Annotated in this window: 11 protein-coding genes; 6 read left to right on the forward strand and 5 right to left on the reverse strand. The window is 75.6% G+C overall.

The window, feature by feature from the left end; all coding sequences use genetic code 11:
• Nucleotides 1-648 carry a hypothetical protein gene (locus ACFU9A_RS11880; RefSeq protein WP_430575492.1) on the reverse strand — a complete coding sequence of 216 codons (648 nt, stop codon included), beginning with the start codon at nt 646-648 and terminating at the stop codon, nt 1-3.
• A 262-nt stretch (nt 649-910) separates the two neighbouring features.
• Here ACFU9A_RS11880 and ACFU9A_RS11885 point away from each other — a divergent pair, with 262 nt between their 5' ends.
• Genes ACFU9A_RS11885 through ACFU9A_RS11895 form a run of 3 tightly spaced genes read left to right on the forward strand, consistent with a single transcriptional unit; the run spans nt 911 to nt 6,087 of the window.
• Nucleotides 911-2,602, forward strand: a complete 1,692-nt coding sequence (locus ACFU9A_RS11885) for an ABC-F family ATP-binding cassette domain-containing protein (RefSeq protein WP_430575493.1) — start codon at nt 911-913, stop codon at nt 2,600-2,602.
• 30 nt (nt 2,603-2,632) lie between these two features.
• A complete protein-coding gene (locus tag ACFU9A_RS11890) occupies nt 2,633-4,714 on the forward strand; it encodes a M3 family metallopeptidase (protein ID WP_430575494.1) in 2,082 nt (693 codons plus the stop codon).
• A gap of 35 nt (nt 4,715-4,749) precedes the next feature.
• A complete protein-coding gene (locus ACFU9A_RS11895; protein WP_430575495.1) occupies nt 4,750-6,087 on the forward strand; it encodes a M20/M25/M40 family metallo-hydrolase in 1,338 nt (445 codons plus the stop codon).
• A 33-nt stretch (nt 6,088-6,120) separates the two neighbouring features.
• On the opposite strand, the gene ACFU9A_RS11900 is transcribed toward ACFU9A_RS11895, so the two are convergent.
• Nucleotides 6,121-6,906 (reverse strand): fructosamine kinase family protein, encoded by a 786-nt coding sequence (locus ACFU9A_RS11900; protein ID WP_430575496.1) that lies wholly within the window; start codon nt 6,904-6,906, stop codon nt 6,121-6,123.
• 30 nt (nt 6,907-6,936) lie between these two features.
• A complete protein-coding gene (locus tag ACFU9A_RS11905; RefSeq protein ID WP_430575497.1) occupies nt 6,937-7,188 on the reverse strand; it encodes a DUF5703 family protein in 252 nt (83 codons plus the stop codon).
• Nucleotides 7,189-7,262: 74 nt separating this feature from the next.
• Here ACFU9A_RS11905 and ACFU9A_RS11910 point away from each other — a divergent pair, with 74 nt between their 5' ends.
• Entirely contained in the window at nt 7,263-7,634 is a 372-nt protein-coding gene (locus ACFU9A_RS11910) for a primosomal protein (protein ID WP_430575498.1), read from the forward strand.
• Here ACFU9A_RS11910 and ACFU9A_RS11915 read toward each other — a convergent pair.
• On the reverse strand, nt 7,616-8,581 hold the full coding sequence (locus ACFU9A_RS11915; protein WP_430575499.1) for an aldo/keto reductase: 966 nt from the start codon (nt 8,579-8,581) through the stop codon (nt 7,616-7,618). The genes ACFU9A_RS11910 and ACFU9A_RS11915 overlap by 19 nt on opposite strands.
• A gap of 51 nt (nt 8,582-8,632) precedes the next feature.
• Here ACFU9A_RS11915 and ACFU9A_RS11920 point away from each other — a divergent pair, with 51 nt between their 5' ends.
• Together ACFU9A_RS11920 and mshC are read left to right on the forward strand one after the other, a co-directional pair.
• Nucleotides 8,633-9,505, forward strand: a complete 873-nt coding sequence (locus ACFU9A_RS11920) for an undecaprenyl-diphosphate phosphatase (RefSeq protein ID WP_430575500.1) — start codon at nt 8,633-8,635, stop codon at nt 9,503-9,505.
• A gap of 58 nt (nt 9,506-9,563) precedes the next feature.
• Nucleotides 9,564-10,847, forward strand: coding sequence for a cysteine--1-D-myo-inosityl 2-amino-2-deoxy-alpha-D-glucopyranoside ligase (gene mshC / locus ACFU9A_RS11925; protein ID WP_430575501.1), 1,284 nt, complete (start codon nt 9,564-9,566; stop codon nt 10,845-10,847).
• Between the two features lie 28 nt (nt 10,848-10,875).
• Here mshC and ACFU9A_RS11930 read toward each other — a convergent pair whose 3' ends face one another.
• Nucleotides 10,876-11,766 carry a PAC2 family protein gene (locus tag ACFU9A_RS11930; RefSeq protein ID WP_430575502.1) on the reverse strand — a complete coding sequence of 297 codons (891 nt, stop codon included), beginning with the start codon at nt 11,764-11,766 and terminating at the stop codon, nt 10,876-10,878.

An 11,766-nucleotide genomic window follows, 5' to 3' on the forward strand; every position in this document is an offset into this window, starting at 1 on the left:
TCAGCGCAGCGCCTCCAGCCAGGGGTGCCCCGACAGGGTGCGCGCGAGCGCGTCGGCGAGCCACGCACGGCGGTCCCGGCCGAGCGCCGGCACGGTCGCGTCGAAGTCGCGGCGGTCCTTGGGGCGCAGGCCGCGCGCCTTGTACAGCAGCTGGATCTCCGGCTGCAGGTAGGTGATGCCGTCCGCGGACCACAGGGCGTCCGCCATCGGCATCGTGATCCCCGGGTCTCGCTTGTACACCCAGGTCTCCGGCGTCCCGGGGCCGAGCAGGATGTCGAACTCCCAGGGCGACGTGGCGTCGCGGCGGGTCCACAGCTGCCCGCAGCCGTCGGGCAGGACGTCGTCGGCCGGGGCGTCGGGGTCGACGTCGGGACGCACGGGGGTCAGCGTGCCCGACGACGCGGCCCACGTGTGCAGGGAAGGCGCGAGGTGGCGCCGCAGCGCGGGGAGGTCCTGGCGCAGCACGCCGGGGTCGATGTCCTCGTGGTGCCGCCGGACGCCGGAGAAGGCCTCCAGGGCCCAGCCGCCGGCGACCCACCACGTCCCCGGGTAGCCGACGAAGAGGGCAGCGACGTCCCGCGGTGTGCGCGGCGCCCACGGGCCGTACCAGCGGTCGAACTCGGCGTCGCTCAGGGGCTCGGCAGGCATCCGGACAGCCTAGGCCGCGACGTGGGGGAAACGAGGTTGCGCCCCGGGCGACGGTGTGCGAATCTCGACGCCGTCCCCGCGGCCTCCGCCGCGCGTGAGAGGGGACGGCTCCAGGACGAGAGGCAGACACCGAGCGATGACGGGCACCCGGACCGCCTGACCGCGTCGACCCGAGGCTCCCCGCCGGCCGCACGAACGGCCCGGGGGAGCGGCGTCGACGCACCCGCCGTCCGCCGCACCCCGCACCCGCTGGAGCCCCTGAGTGCCTCTCACCCACACCTCCGTCGTCCTGCACGACGTCACCTTCTCCTGGCCCGACGGGGCCACCCCGATCGCCGGCGTCTCCGGCGCGTTCTCCCGCGGCCGGACCGGCCTCGTCGGCCTGAACGGCGCGGGGAAGTCCACGCTGCTGCGGCTCGTCGCGGGCCGCCTGCGCCCGACGTCCGGCACGATCACCGTGTCGGGCGTGGCCGACTACCTGCCGCAGCGCCTCACCCTCGACACCGGCGCCACCGTGGCCGACCTGCTGGGCGTGCGCGAGGTCGTCGACGCCGTGCGTGCCATCACGGACGGCACCGCGCCCGAGGACGGCCTCGCCGCGCTGTTCGACGTCGTCGGCGACGCGTGGGACGTCGAGGAGCGTGCCCTCGCCGAGCTCGCCGGAGCCGGGCTGCCCTCGGGCGACGGCGTGCTCGACCGCCCGGTGGGCACGCTGTCCGGCGGCGAGGCGATGCTGGTCGCCGTCACCGGCGTGCGGCTGCGCGGCGCGGACGTCGCCCTGCTCGACGAGCCGACGAACAACCTGGACGGCGACGCCCGCGAGCGGCTGCACGAGATCGTCCGCACCTGGCGCGGCACCCTCGTCGTCGTCTCCCACGACCGCGAGCTGCTCGAGCTCGTCGACGAGACCGCGGAGCTGCGCACCGGCGGGCTGACCACCTTCGGCGGCACGTACTCCCGGTACGAGGAGTACCTGGCCACCCAGCAGGAGGCGGCGCGCGCCGCGCTGCGGGACGCCGAGCAGTCCCTGCGCCGCGAGAAGCGTCAGCGGATCGAGGCGGAGGAGAAGATCGCGCACTCCGAGCGCCAGGGGCGCAAGGACGTCGCGAACTCCCGCTACGTCAAGGCCGTGGTCAACGACCGACGCAACTCCGCGCAGAAGTCGCAGGGGGCACGGCGCGGGGCGGCCGCCGACAAGGAGGCCGCGGCGCGCGCGGCGGTCGAGGCGGCCGAGCTCTCGGTGCGGGACGACGACCGCATCGTCGTCGACCTGCCGGACCCGGGCGTGCCCGCCGGGCGACGGCTCGCGGTGCTGCGCGGCACGGACGGGCGCGAGGTCGTCCTCGCCGGCCCCGAGCGCGTGGCCCTCACCGGGCCCAACGGCGTCGGGAAGACGACGCTGCTGGAGCGGCTCGTCGGGTCGGCCCTCGACGGCTCCGTGGACGGGGCCCCGGGCGCGACCGCGGCCGGGTTCGCCGACGGCGTCGGCACCGGCGCCCGGGCCCAGGCGCTCACCGACCGGGTCGGCTACCTGCCGCAGCGGCTCGACGTGCTCGACGACGACCAGACCGTGCTCGACGCCGTCCGCGCCGGCGCACCGCACGTCGCGCCCGGCGAGCTGCGCAACCGGCTCGCGCGCTTCCTGGTCCGCGGCGACCAGACCGGCCGTCCCGTGGCGACGCTCTCGGGCGGCGAGCGGTTCCGCGTCACCCTGGCGCGGCTGCTGCTGTCCGACCCGCCCGCGCAGCTGCTGGTGCTCGACGAGCCCACCAACAACCTCGACATCGCCAGCACCGACCAGCTGGTGCAGGCGCTGGCGGCGTACCGGGGCGCGCTGGTCGTCGTGAGCCACGACCGGGCGTTCCTCGACCGGCTCGGGCTGGACGCCGAGCTCGTGCTGGCCGCCGACGGGACGCTGCGCGAGGAGCGGGGGACGAGCCGCGTCGCCGGCTGAGCGAGGGCGCCGGTGCGGTTGGATGGGGTGATGAGCCTCGACCCCGCGAACCCGTTCGCCGCACCGTCCTCCCTGCCGTACGAGCTGCCCGACTTCCGCGTGCTCCGCGAGGAGCACTACGAGCCCGCGATCCGGGCGGGCATGGCCGAGCAGCTCGCCGAGGTCGAGGCGATCGTGACCGACCCGGCCCCGGCGAGCGTGGCGAACACCCTGCAGGCCCTCGAGCGCTCGGGCCGGACCCTGCACCGCGCCCTGACGGCCTTCTTCAACCAGGTCAGCGCGGACGCGACGCCGGGGCTCGAGGACCTGCACGAGCGGCTGTCGCCGGCGCTCGCCGCCCACCGCGACGCGATCGGCATGGACGTGCGGCTGCACGCGCGGGTGCGGGCGCTCGCGGACGCGGCCGCGTCGGGCGACGTCGAGCTCGAGGACGACTCCGCGTGGCTGGTGCGCACGCTGCTGAAGGACTTCCGGCGCTCGGGCATCGACCTGGGCCCGGGGGAGCAGGACGAGCTGCGCCGCCTCAACGGGCGGCTCACCGAGCTCGAGGCGGTCTTCGGCCGCAAGCTGCTCGCGGGGGAGAAGGCCTCGGCGGTGCTCGTCACCGACGTCGCGGAGCTCGAGGGGCTGCCCGCCGACGCGATCGACGCGGCGGCGGCGTCCGCGGCGTCGCGGGGGCACGAGGGCGCGTGGCTGCTCGACCTCCAGCTGCCGACCCGGCAGGACGTCGTGGCTTCCCTCGCGCGCCGGGACGTGCGGGAGCGGGTGCAGGCCGCCAGCGAGTCCCGAGGCGCCCGCGGCGACGCCCACGACACCCGGGAGACGCTGCTCGAGATCGCCCGGCTCCGCGCCGAGCGCGCGCGGCTGCTGGGCTACGCGCACCACGCGGCCTACGTCGCGGAGGACGCCACCGCCCGCACCACCGAGGCGATCAGCGCGATGCTGGGACGGCTCGCCCCGCCGGCCGTCGCGAACGCGCGCGCCGAGGAGGCGGAGCTGACCGCCCTGCTCCACCGGACCGACCCCGGCGCCGGGCTGCAGGCGTCGGACTGGGCGCGGCTCGCCGAGGGCGTGCGCCAGGAGCGGTACGCGCTGGACGACGCCCTGCTGCGGCCCTACCTGGAGCTGGAGCGCGTCGTGCACGACGGCGTCTTCCGCGCCGCGGGCCTCCTGTTCGGCCTGAGCTTCGCCGAGCGCACCGACCTCGTCGGCTACCACCCGGACGTGCGGGTCTTCGAGGTCTTCGACTCCGAGGAGCCCGGCGAGCCGGGCACGGGGCTGGGGCTGTTCCTCGCCGACTGGTACACGCGGGCCTCGAAGCGCGGTGGGGCCTGGATGAACAACCTCGTCGACCAGAGCCACCTGCTCGGGCAGCGCCCCGTGGTGGTCAACAACCTCAACATCGTCAAGCCGCCGGCGGGCGAACCGACGCTGCTGCTCTGGGACCAGGTCGTCACCCTGTTCCACGAGTTCGGTCACGCCCTGCACGGCCTGCTGTCCGACGTGCGCTACCCCTCGCAGTCCGGCACCGAGGTGCCGCGGGACTTCGTGGAGTACCCGTCGCAGGTCAACGAGATGTGGGCGTGGGAGCCCGAGGTGCTGCGCTCCTACGCCGTGCACCACGCCACCGGCGAGCCGCTGCCGGCCGCGTGGGTCGAGACCATGCTCGCGTCGCGGCAGTGGGGCGAGGGGTTCGCCACGACGGAGTACCTCGCCGCCGCGCTGCTCGACCAGGCGTGGCACCTGCTGACCCCCGAGGAGGTCCCGAAGTCGGTCGACGAGGTGCTCGACTTCGAGGCGAAGGCGCTCGCGGACGCGGGGGTCGCGCTCCCGGCCGTCCCGCCGCGGTACCGCACGACCTACTTCAACCACGTGTTCGGCGGCGGCTACGCGGCGGGCTACTACTCGTACATCTGGTCGGAGGTGCTCGACGCCGACACCGTCGAGTGGTACCGCGATAACGGCGGGCTGACGCGGGAGAACGGCGAGGCCTTCCGCCGTCGCCTGCTCGCCCGCGGCGGGTCCCAGGACCCGCTGACGTCGTTCCGCGAGCTGCGCGGACGCGACCCGCGGATCGACCCGCTGCTGGCGCGCCGGGGCCTGGCCGGCTGAGCCCGCGTCGGCGGCGGGCTGGGTACGGTGTGCCCGTGACCACTGAGCCCCTGAGCCTCCAGCCCGTGCCCGCCGCCGAGGACGAGGTGGTGCGGATCTGCCAGGACCTGCTGCGCATCGACACCTCCAACTACGGCAACGGCGAGGGCCCGGGGGAGCGGCGGGCCGCCGAGCACGTCGCCGCCCTGCTCACGGAGGTGGGCCTCGAGGTGGACGTGTTCGAGGCCGCCCCCGGCCGCACGTCGGTCGTGACCCGGCTCGAGGGCACCGACCCGACGCGGCCGGCGCTGGTGCTGCACGGGCACACCGACGTCGTCCCCGCGGCGGCCGACGACTGGACGGTCGACCCGTTCGGCGGCGAGGAGATCGACGGGCTCCTGTGGGGCCGCGGCGCCGTCGACATGAAGGACATGGACGCCATGATCCTGTCGGTCGTGCGGCAGATGGCCCGGGAGGGCCGCCGCCCGGCTCGTGACGTCGTCGTCGCCCTCTTCGCCGACGAGGAGGCCGGTGGCGTGCAGGGCGCGCAGTGGGCCGTGCGGCACCGCCCGGAGCTCTTCGAGGGCGCCACCGAGGCGATCAGCGAGGTGGGCGGCTTCTCGGTGGAGGTGGGCGGCCGCCGGGCGTACCTGCTGCAGACGGCGGAGAAGGGGCTCGCGTGGCTGCGGCTCGTCGCCGACGGTCGCGCCGGGCACGGCTCCCAGGTGAACGAGGAGAACGCGGTCACCGAGCTCGCCGCGGCCGTCGCGCGGATCGGTCAGCACCGGTGGCCGTACACGCTCACCCCGACGGTCGAGCGCCTGCTGCGCGGCGTGGCCGACCTCACGGGCCTGCGGTACGACGGCGAGGACCCGGCCGCGATCGACGCCCTGGTGGCGGCGCTGGGCCCGGCGGCCCGGTTCGTCGGCGCCACCGTGCGCCACACGTCCAACCCGACCCAGCTCGAGGCGGGCTACAAGGCCAACGTCATCCCGGGCCGGGCCGAGGCCACCGTGGACGTGCGTCTGCTCCCCGGGCACGAGGAGGAGGGCATGGCCACGCTGCGCGAGCTGGCCGGGCCCACCGTCCGGGTGGAGCCCATCCACCAGGACACGGCGCTCGAGGTGCCGTTCTCCGGCGACCTCGTCGACACGATGGTCGCCTCGCTGCTCGCCGAGGACCCGGGCGCGGCGGTGCTGCCCTACACGCTCTCGGGCGGCACGGACAACAAGTCCCTCTCGCGCCTCGGCATCACCGGTTACGGGTTCGCGCCCCTGCGCCTGCCCGCGGACCTCGACTTCTCCGGCATGTTCCACGGCGTCGACGAGCGCGTGCCCACCGAGTCGCTGCGCTTCGGCACCCGCGTGCTGGACCGCCTGCTGCGCACCTGCTGAGGCGGCGCGCGGCCTGCGGGCCGGCCCGGCGCCTCACCCGCCGAGCCGGGCCAGCAGCTGCCGCGTGCGGTCCACGTACGCGCCGCCGAAGAGCACGGCGTGCACGGCGAGCGGGTAGAGCTGGTGCAGGGCCACCCGGCCCTGCCACCCCGGCGCCAGGGGGCTCGCCGCGTCGTACCCGGCGACGACCTGGCCCAGGTGCGGCGCCCCGAAGAGCGCGAGCATCGCCAGGTCGGCCTCGCGGTGCCCGCCGTGCGCCGCGGGGTCGATGAGCACGGCCTCGGCCGTGCCCGCGGGGCCGGGGGCCCACAGCACGTTCCCGGACCACAGGTCTCCGTGCACCCGCGCGGGACCCTCCCGGGCGGCGGGGCCGGCGAGGGCGCCGAGGCGCCCGCACACCCGCTCGACGGCGGCGGCGTCGTCGGCGTCGAGCACGCCGCGCTCGCGGCCCTGCGCGACGACGGGCCGCAGCCGGGCGTGGGCGTAGAACGCGGGCCAGTCGCCCCACGTGCCGGCGACCAGGGGCAGGGGGTCGCCGAGCGGACCGAACCAGCCCGCGTCGGCGCCCGGCGGCAGCACCCCGAACCCGGCGGCGCCGGTGCGGTGGAGCACCGCGAGGCGGCGGCCGAGGTCGCGCGCCGCGTCGGGGGTCGGGTGGGCCGCCGGGACCTGCTCGAGGTCGAGGTGGTCCGGGCCGAGGTCCAGGACCCGGGCGACGCGCGGGCCTCCCGGCACGGCGAGCCAGCGCAGCCCGGCCGCCTCGGTGGCGAAGAACCCGGGCGGCGCGTGCGGGCGCGACTTGCGGAACGTGGCGACCATGGGCACTCCCTCGGCCGGTGCGCGGCCGGGTCAGTACGTCGGCGTCACCTTGATGATCTTGCGGCGCAGCCACACCCGGCGCTCGCCGCCGATGTAGAGGCGGGTGCGCGCCAGCTCCCACCGGCCGTACTCGGCCTCGTCGGTGAGCATCTTGCGCGCGTCCGGGACGCTGGTGTCCCGGTCGATCGTCAGCACGCGGAACTCGTACTGTCCGTGCTTGCGCCAGGCGGACGTCGCGTCGCGGCGTCCGCCTTCCTGCGTGGTCGACGAGGTCGAAGCCATCCGTCGTCCTCCCGAAGTGCTCGCGGGCGGTATTCGTCTGCCCATTGTGCCCCTCGGGGCGCTACCGTCAGAGCATGACCGCTGACCCGCGTGCCGCGCTGGACCGCTTCGTCGCCGCACTGGAGGCGCACTACCACGCGGTGTCGACCCGCAGGGGTGACGACGACCCGGCGGTCGACGACGCCTACGAGGTCCTGGCCGACGCGTTCGAGGTCTACGAGGACGCCCTGGCGCAGGTGTACTCGGAGGTGACGCCGTTCTTCCTGGACGACGGCGACGACGACGGCGACGACGAGGACGACGACGAGGACGGCGAGGAAGACCTGGACGCCGATCTCGACGCGGACCTCGACACGGACCTGGAGGGCCCGGGGCTGACCGGGTCGACGGCGGGCGGGTCCGTCGGGACGGAGCCGCCCGGGCAGGCCTACCAGCGTTCGGGGTAGCCGATCTCCGGGGCGGAGACGTCGTCGAGCGCGGCGTGCACCTCGCCCGGAAGGTCGAGGTCGAGGGCCGACAGGGACGCCCTGAGCTGGGCGGGTGTGCGGGCACCGACGATCGCGCTCGCGACGGTGTCGCGGGCGAGCAGCCAGGCCAGCGCGACCTCGAGGGGGGCCCGTCCCAGACCGTCGGCGGCGGTGGCCACGGCCTCCACGACGGACGACGCCGCCCCGTCGAGGTACGGGTCGACGAAGGCGGCCAGGTGCGCGGACGCCGCGCGGGAGTCCGCCGGGATGGCCCGCCGGTACTTGCCGGTGAGCACGCCTCGCCCGAGGGGCGACCACGCGAGCAGCCCCAGGCCGAGGGCGTCGGCGGCGGGGGCCACGTCCCGTTCGGCGCCGCGCTGCAGCAGCGAGTACTCGAGCTCCAGGGCGCTCAGGCCGGTGCCGTCGGGCTCCAGGAGCGTCGCGGCGCGGGCGGCGGCCCAGGCGGGGTGGTTGGCGAGGCCGACGTAGCGCGCCCGCCCCGACGACACCGCCAGGCGCAGCGCGGACACCGTCTCGGCCAGCGGCGTCGCCGGGTCGGGGCAGGCGACGAGGAACAGGTCCACGTGGTCGGTGCCGAGGCGCTCCAGGGACGCGTCCAGGTCCGCGAGGAGGCCCGCGCGGGAGGCGTCGACCCGGGCGCCCGACCGGCCGGCCCGTACGCCGCCCTTGGTGCACAGCACCAGCTCGTCGCGCGAGACCTTGCCGTCGAGCAGCGACCCGATGAGGCGCTCCGCGTCGCCGTCGCCGTACGTCGCGGCCGTGTCGACGAGGCTCCCGCCGGCGTCGACGAAGTCGCGGAGCTGTTCCGCCGCGTCCAGGTCGTCGGTGTCCCGACCCCAGGTCATCGTCCCCAGGCCGAGCTCGGACACGCGCAGACCCGTACGGCCCACCTGACGACGCTCCATGGCGGGTCACGCTACCGGGAAACACCGCTGGTCCGGGTAGTGTGACCGCCCGTGAATGCCTGGGAAGCGATCCTGCTGGGCCTGGTCCAGGGCCTGACCGAGTTCCTGCCGATCTCCTCGAGCGCGCACCTGCGCATCGTCGGTGAGCTGCTCGGCGGCGACGACCCCGGCGCGGCGTTCACCGCCATCACCCAGATCGGTACCGAGGCCGCGGTGCTGCTCTACTACCGCCGGACCATCCGGGACATCTGCGTCGCGTGGTGGAGGTCCCTCGTGGGCGCCCACGGCCGCGACTGGGCCGCGCGGTTCGGCGCGCACGACTCCCAGGCGCGCATGGCCTGGTTCATCGCGCTGGGCTCCATCCCGATCGGCGTGCTCGGCCTGCTCTTCCAGGACGCGATCGAGACGTACCTGCGCAACCTCTGGATCACCGTCACGACGCTGGTCGTCTTCGGCCTGCTGCTCGGCTGGGCCGACAAGATCGGCCGCCGCACCCGCCGGCTCGACGAGCTCACCCCGAAGCGGGCGATCGGCTTCGGCTTCGCCCAGGCGCTCGCGCTCATCCCGGGCGTGTCGCGCTCGGGCGGCACCATCACGGCCGGGCTCCTCATGGGCTTCACCCGGAAGGCCGCCGCGGACTACTCGTTCCTGCTGGCCGTGCCCGCCGTGCTGCTGTCCGGCTTCTACCAGCTCGGCAAGTCCGTCGGCGAGACCCCGGCGCCCGGGGCGCCCGGGGCGGGCGCGACGCTCATCGCGACGCTGGTGGCGTTCGTCGTCGGGTACATCGTGATCATCGGCTTCCTCAAGCTCATCACCACGCACTCGTTCATGCCGTTCGTCTGGTACCGCCTCGGGCTCGCGGCCGTGGTGGTCCTGCTCCTGCTGACCGGCGTCCTCACGCCCATGGGCGGCACCGCCGTCTGACGGCTGCCCCGGCGGACGGGGTGACCTGACCGGGTGAGACGCCCGGTAGCCTGGGCCCGTGCGTTCCTGGCCCGCCCCCCAGATCCCTGAGCTCCCCGCCCCGGCCGACGGCCGCCGCACCCTCGTCCGGGTGCACGACAGCACCACGGGCCGGCTCGTGGACCCGGCGCCCGGCGACACCGCCCGCTACTACGTCTGCGGCATCACGCCCTACGACGCGACCCACCTCGGGCACGCGAACACGTACCTGGCGTTCGACCTGCTGCACCGCGCGTGGCTCGACGCCGGGAAGGCCGTGACCTTCGTCTCGAACGTCACCGACGTCGACGACCCGCTGCTGGAGCGGGCCACCGCCACCGGCGTGGACTGGCAGGACCTGGCCGCCGACCAGGTGGCGCTCTTCCGCGAGGACATGACCGCGCTCGGCATGGTGCCGCCCGCGACCTGGACCGGCGCGGTCGAGTCCGTCCCCGCCGTGGTCGAGGCGGTCGAGCGGCTGCTGGCGGACGGCGCGGCCTACCGCGTCCCGAACGAGCCCGGCGCGGGCGGGGACGACCCCGGCCTGGGCGACGTGTACGCGGACCTGTCCGCCGACCCCGACTTCGGCGCGGTCGCCCGCCTCGCCCCGGAGGCGAGGACGGCCCTGTTCGCCGAGCGCGGGGGCGACCCGCGGCGCGAGGGCAAGAAGGACCCGCTCGACCCGCTGCTGTGGCGGCGCGAGCGCCCGGGCGAGCCCGCCTGGGACGGCGCGTCCCTGGGCACGGGGCGGCCGGGCTGGCACATCGAGTGCGCGGTCATCGCCCGCGACGGCCTCGGCCTGCCGTTCGACCTGCAGGGCGGGGGAGCGGACCTGCTGTTCCCGCACCACGAGATGTCGACGTCCCACGACCGCCTGCTGGGCGGCGGCGGGGCACGCGTGCACGTGCACGCCGGGCTGGTGGCCTACCAGGGCGAGAAGATGAGCAAGTCGCGGGGCAACCTGGTGTTCGTCTCCGCGCTGCGGCGTGACGGCGTCGACCCGATGGCGATCCGTCTGGCCCTGCTCGCCCACCACTACCGCACCGAGTGGGAGTGGACGGACGCCGACCTGGCCGCCGGCGTCGCGCGCCTCGAGCGGTGGCGCACGGCCGTGTCCGGCAACGGCGGCCCCGACGCGACCGCCACCCTCGCCGCCCTGCGTGCCGCTCTCGCCCAGGACCTGGACGGGCCGGCCGCGCTCGCGGCCGTCGACGCGTGGGCCGACCTCGCGCTCGCGCCCGGCCGGGACACCTCCGCCGACCAGGAGGGTGCGCCGGGCGTGCTCGCCCGCGCGGTCAACGCCCTGCTCGGCGTCCGCCTCTGACGTCCGCGGCGAAGGCCGGGGGCCGGCGTCAGCCCTTGTCGCCGCCCCGGTCGCCGCGGTCGCCCTTGTCCCCGCCGACGTCCCGCCGGCGCAGGTAGCGCTCGAACTCCCGGGCGATCGCCTCCCCGGTCGCCTCCGGCAGGTCGGCGGTGTCCTTCGCCTCCTCCAGCTGCTGCACGTACTCGGCGATCTCGGCGTCGTCCGAGGCCAGCTCGTCGACGCCGTGCTGCCACGCCTCGGCGTCCTCGGGCAGGTCGCCCAGGGGGACGGTCGCGGCGATCAGCTCCTCCACCCGGGTGAGGATCGCGAGCGTGGCCTTGGGCGACGGCGGGTTCGCCACGTAGTGCGGCACCGCGGCCCACAGGGACACGGCCTGGAAGCCGCGGCGGTCGGCCTCGTGCTGCAGCACGCCCACGATGCCCGTCGGGCCCTCGTACGTGCTCGGCTCGACGTCGAGCACGGCCTGCATGCCGTCGCTCTCCGTGGTCGCCGTCATCGGGATGGGGCGCGTGTGCGGGACGTCCGCCAGCAGGGCGCCCAGCGTCACGACCGTGCGCACGCCGAGCTCCGCCGCGAGGTCCAGCAGCTCCGCGCAGTACGACCGCCACCGGAACGACGGCTCGATGCCGTGCACCAGCACCACCGTGCGGTCGGGCAGCTCCGCGACCGAGACGGTGGTGCTGGGCCAGATGATGGTCCGCTCGCCGTCGGGCCCCGTCTCCATGACCGGCCGGTTCACCTGGAAGTCGTGGTAGTCCTCGGGGTCGAGCTCGCGCACCTCGTGGGCGTCCCAGACCTCGGCCAGGTGCCCGAGCGCCGCCGTGGCGGCGTTCCCGGCGTCGTTCCACCCCTCGAACGCGGCGATCATCACGGTCTGCCGTGCGGCGTGGCGCCCGGTGGGCTCCGGCTCGGTCGTCAT

The organism is Isoptericola sp. NPDC057653, assembly GCF_042799955.1.
GTDB lineage: Bacteria > Actinomycetota > Actinomycetes > Actinomycetales > Cellulomonadaceae > Isoptericola.

What these genes read in the sequence shown, in the direction of transcription:
- ACFU9A_RS11880 (WP_430575492.1), bottom strand. Translation starts at nt 648, where the DNA reads ATGCCTGCCGAGCCCCTGAGCGACGCCGAGTTCGACCGCTGGTACGGC.
- ACFU9A_RS11890 (WP_430575494.1), top strand. Translation starts at nt 2,633, where the DNA reads ATGAGCCTCGACCCCGCGAACCCGTTCGCCGCACCGTCCTCCCTGCCG.
- ACFU9A_RS11900 (WP_430575496.1), bottom strand. Translation starts at nt 6,906, where the DNA reads ATGGTCGCCACGTTCCGCAAGTCGCGCCCGCACGCGCCGCCCGGGTTC.
- ACFU9A_RS11905 (WP_430575497.1), bottom strand. Translation starts at nt 7,188, where the DNA reads ATGGCTTCGACCTCGTCGACCACGCAGGAAGGCGGACGCCGCGACGCG.
- ACFU9A_RS11910 (WP_430575498.1), top strand. Translation starts at nt 7,263, where the DNA reads ATGACCGCTGACCCGCGTGCCGCGCTGGACCGCTTCGTCGCCGCACTG.
- ACFU9A_RS11915 (WP_430575499.1), bottom strand. Translation starts at nt 8,581, where the DNA reads ATGGAGCGTCGTCAGGTGGGCCGTACGGGTCTGCGCGTGTCCGAGCTC.
- ACFU9A_RS11930 (WP_430575502.1), bottom strand. Translation starts at nt 11,766, where the DNA reads ATGACGACCGAGCCGGAGCCCACCGGGCGCCACGCCGCACGGCAGACC.